Raw genomic sequence first — 19,235 nt, 5'->3', positions numbered from 1 at the left:
TTCAAATTTAATCTTGAGTTAAAATTTAACAGATATCAGTTATAATCCATATAACTGAAATATTGAAGAAAGATCAGGTGGGGTTCCCAATTGATTCAGATACTCCTCATATATGTTAATTGCTCCTCCAGATGCGAAAAGATAGCTTGCTATCTTCTTTCCATCTACAATCTTTTTATTATGTTTCACAAATAGATCCGCACTCAGCACTTCCGCCCATTTATAGCTGTAATACCCAGCGGCATAACCTCCGGAGAATATATGTGAAAATTGGTTTTGAAATTTTGCGTAGTCCGGCTGTTCTAAAGTTCCCAACATTCTGCGGGTCTCTTTTAAAATAGCATCCACCTCCTCAGCAGAATAGGCATCCTGATGTATCAACATATCAAATATCCCAAACTCTAACTGTCTTCCCATCTGATAGCCGGCAAAAAAAGAACGTTCCTTTTTTATCTTACTTACAATGTCTGATCCAATTCTTTTACCTGTATAAAAATCGATACCTATATTTGTCAAAACCTTTTCGTCAAAGGCAAAATTTTCAAGAAATTGTGATGGGAATTCCACCACATCCCATTCCACGCCATTTATCCCACTTATAAAATAATCATCAGAATTACTCAAAAGATGATGCAAAGCATGCCCCATTTCATGAAAAAGAGTTTCTACATCGGAATGTTTCAATAGGGACGGAGTATCACCATTTGAAGGGGGAAAATTTGCCACGATAAATACTACAGGATAGACGATCTCACCCTTATCATTTCTATATCTGGTTAGCCATTCATTCATCCAGGCGCCGTCCCTTTTTCCTATACGGGCTTCCAGATCGAAATATAGCTTACCCACATATCTCCCATCTTTTCTGACATCGTAAACGATAACTTTTGGATGCCATGTCTCTTCTGTAATACTAATAAATTCTAATCCAAAAAATTCAGATACAAAATTGATTAGCCCCTCCACCGTTCTCTTCTGCTCAAAAAACCTTCTTATCTCATCCTCTTTTAACCCTAACTCTCTTCTACGAATCTGCTCCATAAGAAATGGGATATTGTAAGCTTTGAGATCTCCTAACCCAAGCATTTCCGATTCCTCTTTAAGCTTTTCCAGATCCTGTTTGAGATAAGGCTTCGTCTTCTCCCCGAGATTTTTGAGAAAATTTAGCACATTTTCAGGATCCTTTGCAGTTTTGGTTTGAAGGGAAAGATCAGCAAAACTCTTAAAACCCAACAGATTAGCCTTATCCTTCCTCAATTTCAATATCTCTTCGATCAAAGCAGAATTCTGTGGCGCCCTTTCAAAATAGGCTTTAAACATCTTTTCCCTTAGAGACTCATCAGTACAATACTTCATAAAAGTGCTATAGGACGGTGCCGTAAGATTAAAGTAATACTTCCCATCTTTACAATACGTATTAACATCCTCTTCAGGCATATCCCCTAAAATGGATCTATCATCAACGATCAACTCAAATTTTTTTGTATCGTTTAAGATATTTTGAAAGAAATCTGTGGAAAGTTTGCTCAATTGAAGGTTTATCTCTTTGATTCTACTGCGTTCATCCTGAGAAAGATGTACACCCTCTAATTCAAACTCTTTTAAGGTGATGTAATACAATCTATCTTTACTCTCATCCCTATTGTTATATTGAATATCCTTGATCTTGGAATAGATCGCTTTTGATTGATTAATTTCAGTGAAAAAATCTGTATAAAGCTCTAAACAATGATTAAAAAGATCCTGAGTTTCTGTTGAATTATTTACTGCGTTAAGGTGGCTGATCGGTGTAAACTCTTCATGTATTTTTGCAATGACAGACTGATACGGCAACATAAAACCTTCATATCCATCAGCATTTAGCAGAAGATTATCTAATTTCAGCCTAGAGTCTGATAGTAGTTTTTCAAAACGATCTTTTCTCCCTTCTGACGTCCACACACCCATTAAACCATCACTCACAGATCTTTTTTATCTCATCGTTGGTGAGACCTATCTCTTTCATCTTTAATATCTTATCAACGCTACATTTAGTACCATACTGCTTGGTAGAATCTTTTTTGTCAGCTTTTTCCATCTGATCCAGTACTTCGGCATCCTCATTATCTTCAGGAACAGAAAATAGCGTCATAAGGGCAGCAGCCAGTTCTTCAGCATCCTTCTTATCCTTTAATGTGAATCTGATGGCATTTCTACAGTCATTCTGGGAGAATACCTCAAAATTTATCTTCATATTTCTATCGTACACATTAGGAAGCTTGTACGTATAGCCATAACAATTTACGATAACATCCCCTTTTTTTACAGAAATCTGGTACTCTCCGCCTTTATCTAACAATTCCACATACCTATCTTTTCCAGAAACGATGTAGTATCTTACGAAATATTTTCCTAATTGATCATTTTTCCAGACAAAAGCTATCCTCCCCTGCTTTAAGTTCTGTATGGTTTTATAGTAGTAATAACCCTTTTCATTAAACTGTTTTGAAATATACTGCTCCAATATTGAAATGGCCTGTTTCTGATCCATCTTTTGAGGGATCGATATGGGAACCTCATGTTTACCACCACAACCAAAAAGAATAATTCCAAGTATAAGATAAACTAAAAACCTTTTCATACTATACCTCCATATATGATTACAAAAACTGATTGCATCATACCAAAAATAAAACCTAAAATAAAGCCCAAAATATTTATCCACTTAAATTGATCCGACATAAAAGAGAAAAGTAGCCCTTCCACCTGATAAAGGTTGAGAGTATTTATCCTATCCTCAACAATTTTTGGAATATTCAAACTCCTGATAACATTTGGGATATTCCTATCAAGCAACAGATTAATCTCACTACGTATCTTTTCGGCAATATTTTCATAACTATTCTCAGTCATACTTCTAAACATTAATGAAATATTTATCCCTGAGATTAAATCAACCAGGATCTTTTCTATAACATCTCTTCTTTCTATGATCGTACTATAAGATAAAAGTTTTCCCAAAAAATTTTTGATATCGATATCTAAAAGTGTCAGAACCTCATTGAAACTCTTTTGGCCGTTCTGCTCCATGAGATTTTTCAGGAAATTAAAAATAGTTTCCCCAAAAGCTTCACTTCGTAAATACCATTCAAAAGAAACCATAATGCGGTTTATAAAACTATGCACATTTTCAACCCCTAAAAAATCCACAAAATGACTGACCTGTTTATCCAACAAAATATTAAATTGGTTTGAGATCATCCCTTTGATATTCTCAAAGGTTGACTTATCTTCGGATATGGTATTTAGTATTTTAGGTAATTCATTATCCACAAGCTCTGCAATCTTATCATCACCTAGGAAAGCATTTAATACTCCCAACTTTAGCTGATCGAAAAACGAATCTCCAAAATAGTTGTTTTTCCAATCTATTATTTTACGCGTTATCTTGATTTTGAATATAGGATCATTAAATAGCTGTCTGACCTGATTTATCAGCTTTTCCGCCAATATAGGTGAAAGTTCATATATTTTATCGTTTAAGCTATCCGGCAATATCTCTTTTATTTTTTTCCCGGAATACAACCAGTCATATAGCTTTTCCTTCAAACTACTTACTACAATCTGCTGCCAGCTTCCATTTTCAATGGCGTTTACGTAGATCCTGCTATAGATCTCATTTATATCTATTTTCAAATCACCGATTTTTCTTTTCCCCAAAAAATCCGAAATCAAATCTATCAGATCTTTTAGAACCTCATTAAACTTACTCTTAAACTCTTCATTTTTTATGATTACATCCAGCGTAATTTTTATCAATTCTTCTACAGGTAGATTTAATTTCTTCAAAATATCATTTAAATAGATATTCCCCTCAGAGTTTAGTAATCTTTTTAACTCTTTTCTGATGAAATCGGACAACAAAGCCTGAAACTGTTCATCTTTTATCGACTTTATAATATCATCTTCTTTGATAAGTTCATTTCCCACAAGCTTTCCGATCTCTTTTGCCAATTTACTTCTATTTCTGGGGATAACCCCCTGCCATCCAAAGCTGTACCAACTCTTTTTGTGTGGACGAAAGAGCATCTTTATAGCCAGATAGTTTGTAAAATACCCAACAAAACCAGTTAAAAATGGTGTAAGGATAAGACTATAATGCAGCTGCAATGGCTATCCCTTCCCTGAGGCCAAAATCACTCACGATTAGTTGATCTTTTGAAAACCTATCCAGCAAAAACATAAGTATCAAAGATCCCGGAACGATCAGATCCTCCCTGCCAGGCTCAAGTCCTTTTATCATCTTTCTTTCTTCAATATTTTTTGAAGATATAAAAGATATCAATTCATTTAATCTCTTTTTTGTAATTATATAGCCGTTGACTCTTCTATAATCATAATTTTCCATCTGCATATCGATGGCGGCAAGTGTCGTGGGGGTGCCTGCTGTTGCTATGATGTTTTTGATTTCTATTGAAAAATTAAAATCAGAAAAGAAATCTGCAATATAGAGATTGACCCTATCCAGCAGATCTTCTGTAGATGGTTTTGAAAAATCAAACATGTCGGAAAGCTTCACAACACCAATTTTAAAACTTTTTGCGAAATCAAGATCCCTTCCACTCCAATAAATAAGCTCCGTGGATCCTCCACCTATGTCAACAATAAGAGATGGTTCATTACGAAAATTCAGACCCGACATAACCCCCAGAGCGGTTAATCTCCCCTCAGTTTCACCATCGATAATCTCTATCTGTATACCATGATCTCTGAGTAGTTCGGTAAAAATATGGCCGTTTTCAGCTTCCCTGACGGCGCTTGTGGCACAGCATTTAACCTTTAAAGGGTTATAAGATAGAGCCTCATAATAGAATTTGACAACCGAATCAAATGTTCTTTTTATGGCATCTTCCCGCAGCAAACCTGACTTGATGAAACCTTCTCCAAGCCTTGTAACTGATCTATTTTGATGAATGATACTTGAGATTTTGCCATCGATGACATCAGCAACTATCATCCTGACAGTGTTTGTTCCGATATCAATCCCAGCAGTAATCATCTTAATTGGAAGTCTTATAGTTCATTCTGGATATGATAAACTGCCATCCATTTTTCACATGTAAATCCACAAGCTGTTCGGCTCTATCTGGATCCCTATTGACAAAAGCATCCACAATGTTGGCATGCTCTTCCAATACCTTTTTTATCCTTCCTGCCTCTGTAAATGAGTATGCGGTAACCCTTTTAAACTGCTTGTTTAAACTCTCGATAAATTTTATCAACCTTGAATTGTTGCTATTCTCAATGAAGATGTTGTGAAATTCTGCGTTGAGTTTTATCAAATTTACTACATTTTTTGTTTCAGAATATTTAGCCATTCTTTCATTAATTTCCATCATCCTTTTTATGTCTGATTCAGAGATATTCTCCACCGCAAGCCTTGCCGCCAGAGATTCCAGTTTTGTCTTGATGACAAATATTTCATCCACATCCTTAGCAGTTATATCTGATACCACCGCCCCCCGACGAGGATAAATATCTATAAAACCTTCATTTTCTAACAGTCTCAGCGCTTCCCTTATGGGCGTTCTACTGATACCAAGCATTGCCGAAAGTTTGGGCTCCGTAAGTCTCTCCCCAGGCTTTAAATTCCCTTTCATAATATAATCCCTGAGTGTTTCAGCTATCTTTTCAGATAAAGGGGTATTGTCTATATTTATATCTTTCATTTTTTAGCTCCTTGGATTTTGGCTCTCAAATAGTTCCATCCACTTTCTATATGATTCCTAACAGCCTTTTCCACCTTCTCCGGATCCCTATCCTTAAAAGCTTCGATAATCCTGTTGTGTTCCATATAAGCTTCCCTTACTCTATCCACCTTTGAAACTAAGAAACTTCTAAATCTCTGAAAATTTTTATTAAGCCCTTCCAGAATCTCAATTAACTTATCATTTTGGGAATACTTAATAAAAAGGTTGTGGAAAGAGATATTATACTTTAAATACTCCTCCACGATGTTTTCACTCCCCTTAAACAGAGAAATAAATTTTTCATTCACATTGACAAGCCGTTCTATCTCTTTATCAGAGATTAGATTGACAGCCTGTCTTGCGGCAAGCCCCTCTAGGTTGGCTTTTATTGCATAGAGATTGTCGATATCCCTTATGGTCAATTCCTTTACCACAGCCCCTTTTCGGGGAACAATCTCAATGAAACCTTCGCTCTCCAACTGTCTTAAAGCTTCCCTGATTGGAGTCCTGCTTATGCCATAAATCTCAGCAAGCTTTGGTTCAATAAGCCTTTCACCATCGCTAAAAATACCTTTCACTATATCTGTCCTAATTCTATCAGCAATCCTCTCTCTAAGAGGTTTGCTATCCAACAACATATTACTACTCACAGCTTTCACCTAATAAAATAGTATTTTGTATACAGTATACTTTATTATATACAAAATAATCTTATAGTCAATGATTTTGTCAAATTGAAATGAGAACGAGATTAAAAGACTTTAATAAAGTGTCAAACCATCATAGGCACAGATGGTATTTTCAAATTCCATTTTAGAAAGCTCCCACATCTCATCAATCATAGAATCGGCATAGTCAGGGTTATGATGAAAAAGGATTATATTTTTTACATTTGCTTTTCTGGCAATGCGTATGGCCTCCTTGTATGTGGAATGCCCCCAGCCTATTTTTGGTGTACCATCAAACATACCATTGTAGTCGTCAGGCAGATAGGTAGTATCGTATAGCATATAATCAGCGTTACGGGCAAATTCAGCCAACCTATCATCAAATATTTCTGAATGTTCATAATCGGTGGCATATATTGCAGTATATCCATTTCTATTGATCTTGTATACCAGAGCACCATCCGGATGGTTCCCTTTCATAGAAGATACTTCAAGATCACCAAAATGATAAGATCTACTGTAATCTATGAAATTAACATTTATGTTGGCCTTGAGATTCTGGTATGAAACCGGGAAAAAAGGTGGTTTAAATAACTCCTTTAAGAAATCAGTGGGGGAATTGAAAATATCCTTATTTTCCACAAATATATTTACATTTGCCTTAGGATTGTACATCGACCTTAAAATAGGTAACCCAATTATATGATCCCAATGAAGATGACTAAAAAAAATATTATAGTTCTGAATAGATGAGTACTCAGGACTGTTTAAAGCCGTAATACCTGTGCCACAATCTAAAATGACGCATGAAAATTTGTCCACCGGGACATAGATGGAAGATGTATTACCCCCATACTTCGTGAAGTGTTCGCCGGAAACCGGAATCGTCCCTCTACAGCCTAATATCTTCAGCATCAAGTCACCTTTTTTATAAGCTCAACAACATTCCCTTTTTTATTGTAATTTATTTCGTCAAAATACATAGAAGCTATCAAAATACCTCTCCCGTGGAGCTTATAAAGATCTTCATCGGTATGCTCTTTCTTTATTTTCGAGGTATCAAAACCTTTACCTTTGTCCTTGATGGTTATCTTGAGGAGCTTTTGTGAGATAGCCACAAAAATATTCACTTTTCTATTTTTAAATTTACTATCCTGAAGTTTCTGATTTAATAAGTCGTAGTAGCTATCATTCTCTGTTGCAAAGAACTTCTCTTCACCGGTGATTTCAAGATTTCCATGCTCTATAGCATTTGTGATCATCTCTGACAAACCGATTCTTATCTTCTGGAGGTCTGATATCTTGAAAAAATATACAAAATCTTTTGTAAGATTATACACAATCTTATCAATAGAAAAGATATCGTTGCCTATTTCATAATGATACGATATCTTTTTCAATCTACAATTACTGCTTATGTTTGCAATTACTCCACCATTCATGGCAGAATCGATAAAACTTTTTATATGGATCAACTTAGCATTTTCGTCCAATATGTAATGTGGTGTATTGTAATCATCAGGATCCCCCACAAAAGCTATAGGTACCTTGACTTTTTGAAACAAATTGGAAAATCTGGCATCCGCAACGATAAAGCCATATTTTATATCGGAGGGATCGATATGCTCCCTGGACAGATCTATACTCTGAAACCCTTCCTCCTGACAGAAAGCTCCAATCTCACCAATTAATCCATCATTATCTGTTTTAAAATATATCGACTTCATGACATAAGTATACCAAATTATTTTAAAAAAATAAATAAATTTTTAAGTTAAATCTAATGGAAATTTTTCATGCGAAATCATTTGGTCTGCAGTTCATTTCTCACAAAAGATATAAATTGATTTAAGTTTTTTACCCCAAGTATCGTATCTGGCTCAAAATATTTGAATGTTTTTGCAATATCCGCAAGAATCTCAAGCTGAATCTGTGGATTATCACTAGGAGTGAGTATCAAAAAGATCAGATGGGCTAATGTACCATCTCTACTACCAAAATCTATTCCTACATTAGAAATTCCCACTGCAATAATAGGTTTCTCAAGCCCCGGAACCCTTCCGTGGGGAATAGCTATACCATTTCCAATCCCCGTTGGCATCAGCCTCTCCCTTTCGGTTACGATATATTTTATATTCTCAAAATCCAGATTATAAACATTAGAAATGACCTTACACAGCTGCTCTATAGCCTTTTCATCCGTATCAGCATTTAAATCTTTAATAAAAAGTTTGTCCGACAAATAATCGTAAAACTTATAATGATACCTTGTGGCAAATATCACTCTCAAAATGACAGGAGATGACAGAATTACAAACAATACAGATAAGACATAAGAAACAAAAATCTGTTCATTTACAATTTGTAGCGATAAAAGCATCGATATAAATATAATATCCGTAGCCCCTCTGATGGATAAACCATATCCAAAGCCATATGCCTCCCGTGTACTTTTATTAAAATACTTATAAGGAAAAAAGCCTGAAGTAACTGAAATTATTACACCAAGCACCACAAATAAAATTGTTAGCTTTAAATCTATCTGGTTGCTAAAGTTTAAATACAAGCCCAATGACCCAAAGTATATCGGGGAAAAAAATGAATTTACGATACTTTCTATTCTATAATGTATCTTATCCCTGAAATGCTCCGAATCGCTTATAATAAGACCTGATAGAAATGATCCAATTATGGCATGAGTCCCCAAAAATTCTGCAATTGTGGAGAATAGAAAACATAAAGAAAACACAAACGCTATTATCCCTTCTGGCCAGCTAAATTGAGATTGAATATAGGGTAAAATTTTATCCACAATCTTTCTGATTACAGTAAGAACCATTATTACAAAAAGGATAACCAAAAAAATATTTAAAAAGATGAAAAAGATATTTGTATCATGAAACTTTTTGAAAAAGATCAATATAACAGAAAAACCTATCCATACAACCATATCAATGAAAACAGCAGTACCCACAAGAGACATCCCCACATCTGTTCTGTAAAGATTTAGATCAGATAGAATCTTCACAAGAACTGGCAAAGCCGTTATGGCCAACATAAACCCCAGGGAGATAATAAAAAATGATTGTTCAATTTGATTGTAATTTATGTCAATAAGATAGTAAAAGACAAAAAAAGAAACCAACAGCGACACAACAATCTTTAAAGGGGCAGAAAATAGTATCACCTTCTGCTTGAGAATCGACCCCAGATCCGACTCCATCCCCGCCACAAGTAGCAGCATAACCACTCCAACCCCATTGAAAAGGTGTAAAAATTCTCTAAATAGATCCTGATTAAACGTTTTTTGATAAAATTCTGGGAAAAATATCCCCAACACTGTAGGCCCAAGGATAATTCCAGCAATAATCTCCCCCACAAGGGCACTGTTAAAAAACCTGCGGGTGATCTCACCCAAAAACTTTGCAGATAAAAGTATCAAAAATAGAGATAGAAAAAAATAACCGTAGCTATGTTCCATCGTCTGCTGTCCTAAATGCTACTTATCTTTAGCCACATACACACCAGTCCATTTCGTTTTATCTATACCGCTATTTGCAAGTTCTTCACATCTTTTCATATACACTTCAGAAGGTCCATCTTCATATTCCCTGAAGATCCTTTCAAACTTATACTTTGCCTCTGAAAACTCACCTTTTAGATAGTCGCTAAAGGCATCTGAAAAAAGATCTGTTATCTTTCTATTCGTCTCGGTATCTTCCATTAATTCATAAATAGCTATCGGCTCCGTCTTACCCTTCACCACCACAAGATCTACATTCCTGAAAATAAATGGCTCTGTCGTTTTTGATTTCGTTGATTCACTTACTATTATATGTGTCTTGTAGTACTTGTTTAGCCCTTCCAACCTTGATGCAAGATTGACAGAATCACCTATTGCTGTATAGTCAAACCTGATATCTGACCCTATATTCCCCACAGTTGCCTCACCGGTGTTTACTCCAATACCTATCTTCACAGGTGGCAACCCCTCAGACTGGAATTTTGTACTTAATTCTTCAACCTTCCTATACATCTCAAGAGCCGCACGGCAAGCTCTATCAGGGTGCTTTTCAATATCCACCGGGGCATTGAAAATCGCCATTATTGCATCACCAATATACTTATCCAGCATACCGCCATGTTCTATTATAATTTTAGTCAGTGGAGTATTGAGCTGATTAAGTATGTACACCACCTGCTCAGATTTTAATTTTTCAGAAAGTGTTGTAAATCCCCTAATATCGGTAAATATAACCGTTACTTCTCTATTTTCTCCCCCAAGCTTAAGCCTTTCGGGATCTTTTAGCATAATATCCACCACTTCTGGTGAAACGTATGTAGCAAAAGCTTTTTTGATCATCAACGACTTCTGATCAGTTATAAAAAATAGTAGCAACTCAGATATAATACTGGTAAAGAGTATAGAAAAGATATGATAAGATTCATTGAGCCATATATAGTATTTAATAAACATAAAATTAACAAAAACTAAATCCATAATGATAATAAGTATATAGACCATCAACCTAAGGGATATTCTTCTTATAAAGGTAACCCCAAATACCAAAACAGGCAAAATAATCATAAGAATTATATCTATAAGAGGCTTATCTGTTAAATAATCAGATTTTAGCATATTTGATACAAGGGTGTAGTGGAGGGATACCCCCGGGGTAACTGGATCTACAGGTGTGGGTCTAAGGTCATACACCCCCACCTCAGTTATACCAATTATAACGATCTTATCTTTAAAATACTCCTCTTTGATCTCACCATTTAAAACTTTATGGGCTGAAACATACTCCACATTGTCATAGTAATTCAACCTGATATAATTCCTATTTGATACCTTTATGTCACCCAATTTAAATTCTTTGAATCCCTTATCATTTAGTATCACCTCTATATCTTTGTTGAGGTAAAACCTCAATAGCTGAAATCCCATCGACGGGAATAGATTACCTTTGTAAATATAACCCATAGGGTAATTTCTGTACAATCCATCCAGATCAGGCTCTATTGAGAAAAAAGCACTCGCAAGGCCTGCGTCAGTGATTTCAGGGATATTCGCCTCTATAAACTGAAATTCCCTGACTTTTGTCATGTTAGATTCCATTTTTACTCTAAATATTGAAAACTCTGAAATCTTTTCTAAATTGGATTCATCTATATCCTGAGTGGCATTATCCCTGAAAAAAAATCCTAAGATGACATTCCCATTTTTTGCAATCGTCTCGGTTAGGGCTCTGTCGCTTTCTGGATTTGATGATTCGGAAAATACAATATCAAGCCCCACCACAGTAGCCTGGTTCAGTTTACCTATCAATCCAGCGATAACTTTTCTGTCCCACGGCCATCTTCCAAGCTTATTTATGCTCTCCTCATCCACATCCACCACAACTACTCTTTTATCAGGCTCATGCTTTATGTTTAAGATGGATCTTATTTTGAATTTTGAATCGGTTATATTATTTGATATCTTTTCCACCAGAGAAATTTTATATTTAAATACAGATGTTAAAATAACAATCACCCCAAAAGCCACCAACATTCGATAGATTAGAAATTTTTTCATAAAACCTCCAGAAACATCATATGTCCACTATCTTCATCACTTCATAATAAAGCTGATTTGTGGGTATTTTAAGAAATTCAGAGTAACGTCTTATATCCTCCCATTCAGGTGAATATTTCTTTACCCCATCGCCGGTTAAAATCTTTATTTTAAATCTGCATCCTAAATACTCCACCTCAGTAAAAGATTTATCAAGCTCATACCTACCAATATTGTAGAAGCGCACACCTCCTGTGGTAGTATGACGCAAGATTGTTTGAATCAGTAGATCCTTGTGTGATTCTTCTGCTATAACGGATAATTTGTAAGAAGGCCTGTTTTTTTTCATAAATATAGGGGTAAAAAATATATCGAGAGCCCCTTTGTCAAAAAGGATGTCAAAGGTATGTCCGAGATGCTCGGACGACATATCATCGATATTTGTTTCTATCATGACAAGCTTCTTCTTTGAATTATCATCCTTATACTTTATGACTCTAAGTAGATTTGGATAAGTGGGTGAAATGACCACAGGTTCTTCAAAGGTAAGCTGATTGGCTTTTTTAGTTAATTTACTACCGGAGATAAGTTGTTTTGTACCGGTGGAATAGTATATATCTTCCACCACTCCGGAAAAATTATAGGTCACCTCTGATACGTAATGCTTGATGATAGCCGCCCCCGTGGGCGTCGTGAGCTCCGTATTGATATTTAGCCTTTCAAATGGAAAATCTTTGAGAATCTCTATTGTGGCAGGTGCCGGAACCGGAATCATCCCATGTGCAGACTTTATCGTACCGCATCCAAATTTCGCAGGAGAGGAAAAAATAAAACCAGGATTTATACTATTTATGAGGTACGCCACCCCCACAATGTCTATTATGGAATCCATAGCCCCCACTTCATGGAAATGTATTTCATCTATGTCAACCCCGTGGATTTTAGATTCCGCCTCCGCAATCAATGTAAAGATTCTGAGAGCGTCACTTTTCACCTTTTCATCAAAAGAATAATCTTCTATAATCTCCCGGATCGTTTTAAAATTTCTACGAGGGAGTCTTTCTTTGCTAAAGTTTAATTTTAGCTGATAAGCTTTTATTCCATTTACATACTTTTTATTTAGTCCTATATTCACTGCAATACCAAATATATTAGAAAATATTTCCGACAGTTCGACACTTTTATCCTCTATTTGCAAAAGTGCCGCCATAGTCATATCGCCCGATATCCCTGAAATCATATCCAGATATAATCCACTCATAACAATATTTTACCTTATATGCCTATAAAAGTAAATATTTTATTGGACTAAAAACCTAAATTTTCTCTTACTTTTTTTTCCTTTTACATTGACAAATATAATTAATTCTATAGATTATTTGTTGACAATAGACATCTTTTTATGAATATTTAAGTAAAAATTTATCAGGAGCATACAATGCCTCATTTGACAAGTAATATCTTTGATGATTTGAAAGAAAAGATATCAGGGGATATCTTTACAGATAAATTAAGAAGATTGATGCACTCCACCGATGGCAGTATCTTTAAAGTGGAACCGATATGTGTCATCTACCCCAAGTCCAGAAAAGATGTGGTGGAGACAGTGGATTTCTGTAGAAAATATGGTTTTAGCGTCCACTCAAGGGGTGCTGGTAGTGGTCTTTGCGGATCTGCAATTGGGAAAGGGATTGTATTAGATTTTAGCAAATATATGAATAGATTAATTGAAATAGACTATGAAAACAGATACTTCCTTTGCGAACCTGGCTATCGATTTGGTGAACTGGAGGCATTACTTAAGGGGAAAGGTCTTTTTTTCCCACCAGACCCATCAAGTGGAGAGTATGCCACCTTCGGTGGAATGTATGGAACCAATGCCAGCGGTGCCCACTCCGTAAAATATGGGAATGTGGCTGATTATATCTTAGATGCAGAAATTGTATTAAGTACGGGGGAGATATACTCATTGAGCCAGATAGAAGAAGCAGATTTTGATGATCTACCTGCCCAATTTAAAGAGATATACAACCTTTATTTAGAAAACAAAGATGAGATAGAATCTTCTTATCCACATATAAGATATAATGTGGCTGGATACAACCTTAAAGGGTTAGTGGAAAATGGAAAGCTAAATATCAGAAAGCTCATTGCAGGATCTGAAGGCACCCTTGCGGTGGTTACGAAGCTGAAATTCAAGCTGGAGCCAAAACCGGAATTTGATAGTCTTGTGGTGGCATACTTCAACGATATAATCTCATCCGCAAAAGCTGTACAAAAGCTTATGCCACTTAAACCTGCCGGTATCGAAATTATGGACAAATCATTGTTGAAAATTGCAAAAGAATCGGATGATTCACTAAAAGATAAGATACCTCTGGGCATAGACAACGTACTACTTATTGAATTCGATTCAGGAAGCAAAGAGGAAGTGGAAGAAAAAGCGATAATGGCTAAAAAGATTTTAGAAGAGGAAAGACTTGCCAGCTCAAGCTTTATTGCCATCGAAGAAGAGGAGAAAAACAGATTCTGGGCTATTAGGAAAGCTGCCGTACCAATACTTTATAAACTGAAAGGTGAAAAAAAGATATTAGCCCTAATAGAGGATGCAGCGGTACCACTGGACAATCTTGTGCCTTATTTCGAAGGGACATACGATCTTTTAAATAAACATCAAGTGGATTTTGTCGTATATGGACATATAGCAAAAGGGCTCATGCACACAAGACCACTACTAAACATGAAAGACCCGGAAGATGTGGCAAAGCTCAAGGCCATAGCCGACGACTTTTTTGAGCTTATTCATTCCTTAGGTGGAGCGATATCCGGGGAACATGGGGATGGAAGGATTAGAAGCTGCTACATAGCAAAACAGTATTCCAATATTTACCCACTATTTTTAAAAGTCAAAGCACTCTTTGACCCACACAATATTTTAAATCCGGAGATAAAAACATATCACGATGAATACCAGGTGATGAAAAATCTGCGTTATGGGGAAAATTACAAAAGCTCAAATGTAATACAGCCCCTTTTAAAATGGAACGGGGAGTTCATCAGCGAAGTGGAAAAATGTCACGGCTGTTCCAAATGTACCACGGTCACCACCGCCACCCGTATGTGCCCGATATATAAATTTACACGGGATGAAGCGGCGGCACCCAAAGCAAAGGGAAATATACTGAGATATCTAATAAGTGGTGAAATTGATGATAGCTCTATATACGAATCAGCTTTTCAATACGTCATTGATCACTGCGTAAACTGCGGTAGCTGTTATAAAGAATGCCCTTCCAACGTAAATATACCCAAGCTAGCAATTGAAGCCAGAAGCCAGTACGCCAAAAAATTCGGTACATCACTAGAAAAAAAACTACTTGTAAACGCAGAGCTTGCCGGAAGATACACGAGAAAATTCTCATCCATCCTAAATGCTCCAATGAAATTAAAGCCTATTAGACTGTTAGCTGAAAAGATGGTGGGCATCTCTTCGGAGAGGGAACCTGTAATATTTCCCAAAAATTGTCTTTATGAAAGGGTAAAACGGTACGAAGGGGAAGGTGAAATAAAGGTATTATACTTTGCCGGATGTTATGCCTCATACATCAGGCCGGAGATTGGTGAAGCTGCCATAAAAGTTTTAAATTCCCTCGGGATGCAGGTGATCACTCCAAATCAACATTGCTGCGGTTTGCCGATGCTCTCCAAGGGTATGGTGAAAGATGCCGAAAATAAGATAAAGGAAAATCTGCAATCCTGGAAAAAATTAGTATACGATGTGGATTTCATCGTGGTTACATGCTCTTCCTGTGGGCTATCACTGCAGGAGGAATGGAGCTATCTATCATCAGACAGTATAATACCGGTGATAAAGCAGAAACTAATACATATCAGTGCACTGGTGAATAAATTTTCGGGTAAGGTCTCCTTTAAAGCCCCCACAAATCTGAAGATATCCTACCATATGCCCTGCCACCTCAAAGTACAAAAAGAAGCAGATTCATCCATTTTGATGCTTAAAAATATTGAAAATATCGAGGTGGAAAATTTAAATTCCCACTGTTGTGGTATGGCCGGTAGTTGGGGGATTTCGGCCCAAAATTACGACCTCAGTATAAAAATTGGAACACCGATGACAGAAAAGCTCAATAAATCAAACTCCCATTTAGGTGCCACAGATTGCCCCACATGTAGAATTCAGATGGAACATATGAGCTACAAAAAGATAAAACATCCCATCGAGATTTTAGCAGAGTGCATTGTGGAAAAATGAAGAGAACTACGTTTGTAAAAAATTTCTTTTACCTATTTTTCGTTTTGCTGGCTTCTAATATTGCCTTTGCCGAAATAGACAGCTACTATGTAGGGCTAAAGGCTTATCAGGATGGATTCTACGATGTATCTCTTATGAATCTTGAAGATTTTTTAAAAACAGACAATGCTTCAAAAGAAGCGATATTTGCAAAGTACCTATTATACAAAATCTATCTAAAACAGAACAATATTCAAAAAGCAAAAGAGTATTTCCAGATGATAAAAGATCTAAACGACGACAGATTCGATAATAAATCGATGTCTTTTGATGAAGTCTACCTTACCGCCATTGATAATTGCAGTAAAGCATACGCAATAATAGACCAGAAAAAGGATTATTCCCTTAATAAAGCCCTCATCGGTACAAAATGCGCCATTGACAATAGCACCAATATAGACATTCAAGAACTTCCTGACAGCCTTAAGTTTTCCTATATTATGCAGATAAATGACAAGGCATTGATAAAGAAGACGTTTGAAATGCTAAATCTAAAAAACTTAACCAACGAACAGATAAAGCAACTGAGTATAAAGCTCTACAAATACGAACTTATCACTGAATTCTGGAAAGCCTACGAAACTTATAGGGATAAAGATACCATAAACCTTGCAATCGAAAGGGTATGGAAGGTGGGTAAGTATGAAGATGTAATAAAAGGGTACAACTACAACAGACAACATGCACTTCTTCCGGAAACCTACTGTATGGTGCTGGATGCCCATTTTAAAACAAATAAAAAAGTAAACTATTCAATAATCGAAAAATGCTTTACAGCAAAAGATGAAAAATATTACAAAGCGCTCATACGAGCCTATAGCGTTAATAACGACATCCCCATGCTAAAAAATCTAATAAACAGTCTACCGGACAATCAGTCAAATATCCTCTGCGAACTCGGTTCATCCATAATAACTGCCAATCTTTTAGACAAAAAGAACTACAAGCGTTTAATAAATTGTGAAAATATAGATAATATCTCTAATGATCTTTTGCAACAGGGGCTTACATTCCATTTAATCCAGATTCATTTTGGCATGGAGAATCAAAAAAGCTATTACTACCTTGCATATGCCTATGGGCTTGAGGGAAAGAAAAAATTATTAAAAAAGTATTACGATAAAATAACGGTCAAAGATCTAAAAAATAACATATACAAGAGGTTTAAAAGGTATTTAAAATGATTAAGAAGGTATACATCAAAACTTTTGGCTGTCAGATGAATGAATACGATTCCCAGCGAATCTTATCTATATTTGAAGAATCCGGATACGACAGAACAGATGATCCAGAAGAGGCAGACTTTGCCGTAATCAATACCTGCAGTGTTAGAGAAAAACCCAAAGAAAAGGTAAAAAGTGAAATCGGAAGGTTAAAAAGATTTAAAAATTCAAATCCATACTTTAAAATAGCCATAGCAGGTTGTGTTGCTCAGGAGGATGGGGAAGCTATACTAAAAGAGAATAAAAGTGTTGATCTTGTTATAGGAACAGATGGGATTCCAAAGCTGTATGAAGCCATTTTTAGAGTGGAAAAAGGTGAACGCCTTGCCATTACGGAGTTTTACCATGATGATTTTACTGTACCTATTTTCAATAGGAATAGCTCTGTTTCAGCCTTTGTGACGATAATGAAAGGATGTGACAACTTTTGCAGCTACTGCATAGTGCCATACGTTAGAGGAAGAGAAAAAAGCAGACACTACAAAGAGATACTTGATGAAGTGAAATTTTTAGTGGACAATGGTGTAAGAGAGGTGACATTTTTAGGACAAAATGTCAATTCTTATGGAAAAACCCTTGACGAAAAGATTAATTTTACACAATTTCTATATATGGCTACACAAATTGTTGGTTTAAATAGAATAAGGTTTGTTACTTCTCATCCAAAAGATTTCAATAAAGATTTGGTGGATCTCGTTGCGTCAGAAAGTAAGATCTGCGAATATCTTCATTTACCACTTCAGGCGGGGTCAAACGATATTCTCAAAAAAATGAATAGAGGATATACTTTTGAAGAATATGAAGAGAAGATTTCTTATGCAAAAGAAAAAATAAAAGGTCTTGCCCTTTCATCGGATTTTATCGTGGGATTTCCGGGGGAAACAGATGAGGATTTTGAACAAACATTAAAAGCCGTAAATGAGATAGAGTATGAGACAATCTTTGCCTTCAAGTACTCCCCAAGACCAGGGACGAAGGCATCATCAATGCCGGATAATATCTCAGATGTAGAAAAAGCAAATAGACTGAAAAAGCTTCTCGATGCTCAACAGATCATAACGGACAAACTTTTAAAACGTCAGATCGGTGAGATTCAGGAAATTTTAGTTGAAGGGAAGAGTAAAAAGGATACAAATGTGTATTCTGGTAGAAATAGAAAAAACCGTATTGTAAACTTTACTTCTGAAAAATCATTACAGAATGGTGAAATTGTAAAAGTAAAAATCACTCAGGCGAAAAAGAACTCCCTTTTCGGCAATTTGGAGGTATCATGAGGCAGTTTAAAGTAAAATGCGTGATCAAAGACCCCTTTATATCATCCTACAAAGTGATATTGGAAAGTATTGATGATTCTATACTATTACCGTTGCCGGTGGGGCCTTTTGAAGCGGAGGCAATCTTTTATGTCTTATCATCTCTAAAAAAGCCTCGTCCTATGACGTATGATCTAATGGCAGACATACTAAGACAACTTGGGGATGTGACCGTTAACAGATTGTTTATCGATACATTTGACGACGGTATTTTTACCGCAAAGTTAGAGCTTAATCATTCTGGCAATACGTTAATCATAGATTGCCGTCCATCAGATGGAATAGCCATGAGTCTAAGGATGAATTATCCAATATTCATAGATGAACATGTGGTGCAGCGGAAGAAATGCATCTCCAAAAGCTGTCTGAATGAACATGAAAAGGCTCTTCTGGAGCAGATTTTAATGGATCAAGAAGTTACATATTTATAAGG

At 36.0% G+C, this 19,235-nt stretch carries 15 protein-coding genes; 4 read left to right on the top strand and 11 right to left on the bottom strand.

What is annotated here, in order from left to right; translation table 11 throughout:
• Window positions 1-39 precede the first annotated feature (39 nt).
• The 11 genes from ACP5Q2_RS04175 to ACP5Q2_RS04125 form a co-directional block, all read right to left on the bottom strand.
• Window positions 40-1,962 carry a M3 family metallopeptidase gene (locus tag ACP5Q2_RS04175; RefSeq protein WP_428097529.1) on the bottom strand — a complete coding sequence of 641 codons (1,923 nt, stop codon included), beginning with the start codon at window positions 1,960-1,962 and terminating at the stop codon, window positions 40-42.
• Window positions 1,955-2,620 (bottom strand): hypothetical protein, encoded by a 666-nt coding sequence (locus ACP5Q2_RS04170; protein ID WP_428097527.1) that lies wholly within the window; start codon window positions 2,618-2,620, stop codon window positions 1,955-1,957. Before ACP5Q2_RS04170 ends, ACP5Q2_RS04175 begins: the two co-directional genes overlap by 8 nt.
• A complete protein-coding gene (locus tag ACP5Q2_RS04165; RefSeq protein WP_428097524.1) occupies window positions 2,617-4,149 on the bottom strand; it encodes a DUF445 family protein in 1,533 nt (510 codons plus the stop codon). The genes ACP5Q2_RS04170 and ACP5Q2_RS04165 overlap by 4 nt, the downstream gene beginning before the upstream one ends.
• Window positions 4,133-5,038 carry a hypothetical protein gene (locus tag ACP5Q2_RS04160; RefSeq protein ID WP_428097522.1) on the bottom strand — a complete coding sequence of 302 codons (906 nt, stop codon included), beginning with the start codon at window positions 5,036-5,038 and terminating at the stop codon, window positions 4,133-4,135. The genes ACP5Q2_RS04165 and ACP5Q2_RS04160 overlap by 17 nt, the downstream gene beginning before the upstream one ends.
• Window position 5,039: 1 nt before the next feature.
• A complete protein-coding gene (locus tag ACP5Q2_RS04155; protein ID WP_428097519.1) occupies window positions 5,040-5,708 on the bottom strand; it encodes a GntR family transcriptional regulator in 669 nt (222 codons plus the stop codon).
• Window positions 5,705-6,379, bottom strand: a complete 675-nt coding sequence (locus tag ACP5Q2_RS04150; protein WP_424604996.1) for a GntR family transcriptional regulator — start codon at window positions 6,377-6,379, stop codon at window positions 5,705-5,707. Before ACP5Q2_RS04150 ends, ACP5Q2_RS04155 begins: the two co-directional genes overlap by 4 nt.
• 111 nt (window positions 6,380-6,490) lie before the next feature.
• The gene (locus tag ACP5Q2_RS04145; RefSeq protein ID WP_428097516.1) at window positions 6,491-7,312 is read right to left on the bottom strand and encodes an MBL fold metallo-hydrolase; all 822 of its coding nucleotides are present in this window, start codon (window positions 7,310-7,312) and stop codon (window positions 6,491-6,493) included.
• Window positions 7,312-8,124 (bottom strand): ATP-binding protein, encoded by an 813-nt coding sequence (locus tag ACP5Q2_RS04140; RefSeq protein WP_428097514.1) that lies wholly within the window; start codon window positions 8,122-8,124, stop codon window positions 7,312-7,314. Before ACP5Q2_RS04140 ends, ACP5Q2_RS04145 begins: the two co-directional genes overlap by 1 nt.
• A gap of 77 nt (window positions 8,125-8,201) precedes the next feature.
• Window positions 8,202-9,878, bottom strand: a complete 1,677-nt coding sequence (locus ACP5Q2_RS04135) for a cation:proton antiporter (RefSeq protein ID WP_428097511.1) — start codon at window positions 9,876-9,878, stop codon at window positions 8,202-8,204.
• Window positions 9,879-9,896: 18 nt separating this feature from the next.
• Window positions 9,897-11,975, bottom strand: coding sequence for a CHASE2 domain-containing protein (locus tag ACP5Q2_RS04130; protein WP_428097508.1), 2,079 nt, complete (start codon window positions 11,973-11,975; stop codon window positions 9,897-9,899).
• 16 nt (window positions 11,976-11,991) lie between these two features.
• Complete coding sequence (locus tag ACP5Q2_RS04125; protein ID WP_428097506.1) at window positions 11,992-13,215, bottom strand: LarC family nickel insertion protein; 1,224 nt, start codon at window positions 13,213-13,215, stop codon at window positions 11,992-11,994.
• Window positions 13,216-13,392: 177 nt separating this feature from the next.
• Here ACP5Q2_RS04125 and ACP5Q2_RS04120 point away from each other — a divergent pair, with 177 nt between their 5' ends.
• The 4 genes from ACP5Q2_RS04120 to ACP5Q2_RS04105 are packed head-to-tail and all read left to right on the top strand — an operon-like array spanning window position 13,393 to window position 19,233.
• The gene (locus ACP5Q2_RS04120; RefSeq protein WP_428097503.1) at window positions 13,393-16,227 is read left to right on the top strand and encodes an anaerobic glycerol-3-phosphate dehydrogenase subunit C; all 2,835 of its coding nucleotides are present in this window, start codon (window positions 13,393-13,395) and stop codon (window positions 16,225-16,227) included.
• Complete coding sequence (locus ACP5Q2_RS04115) at window positions 16,224-17,450, top strand: hypothetical protein (protein ID WP_428097501.1); 1,227 nt, start codon at window positions 16,224-16,226, stop codon at window positions 17,448-17,450. The genes ACP5Q2_RS04120 and ACP5Q2_RS04115 overlap by 4 nt, the downstream gene beginning before the upstream one ends.
• Complete coding sequence (gene miaB / locus ACP5Q2_RS04110; RefSeq protein WP_428097499.1) at window positions 17,447-18,763, top strand: tRNA (N6-isopentenyl adenosine(37)-C2)-methylthiotransferase MiaB; 1,317 nt, start codon at window positions 17,447-17,449, stop codon at window positions 18,761-18,763. The genes ACP5Q2_RS04115 and miaB overlap by 4 nt, the downstream gene beginning before the upstream one ends.
• Window positions 18,760-19,233: a bifunctional nuclease family protein gene (locus tag ACP5Q2_RS04105; RefSeq protein ID WP_424605005.1), complete on the top strand. Its 474-nt coding sequence runs from the start codon at window positions 18,760-18,762 to the stop codon at window positions 19,231-19,233. The genes miaB and ACP5Q2_RS04105 overlap by 4 nt, the downstream gene beginning before the upstream one ends.
• Window positions 19,234-19,235 lie beyond the last annotated feature (2 nt).

The organism is Calditerrivibrio sp., assembly GCF_049968475.1.
Classification (GTDB): domain Bacteria; phylum Chrysiogenota; class Deferribacteres; order Deferribacterales; family Calditerrivibrionaceae; genus Calditerrivibrio; species Calditerrivibrio nitroreducens_A.
The sequence above is the reverse complement of the archived record's forward strand: the minus strand, read 5'-3'. Positions and strand labels throughout refer to the sequence as shown.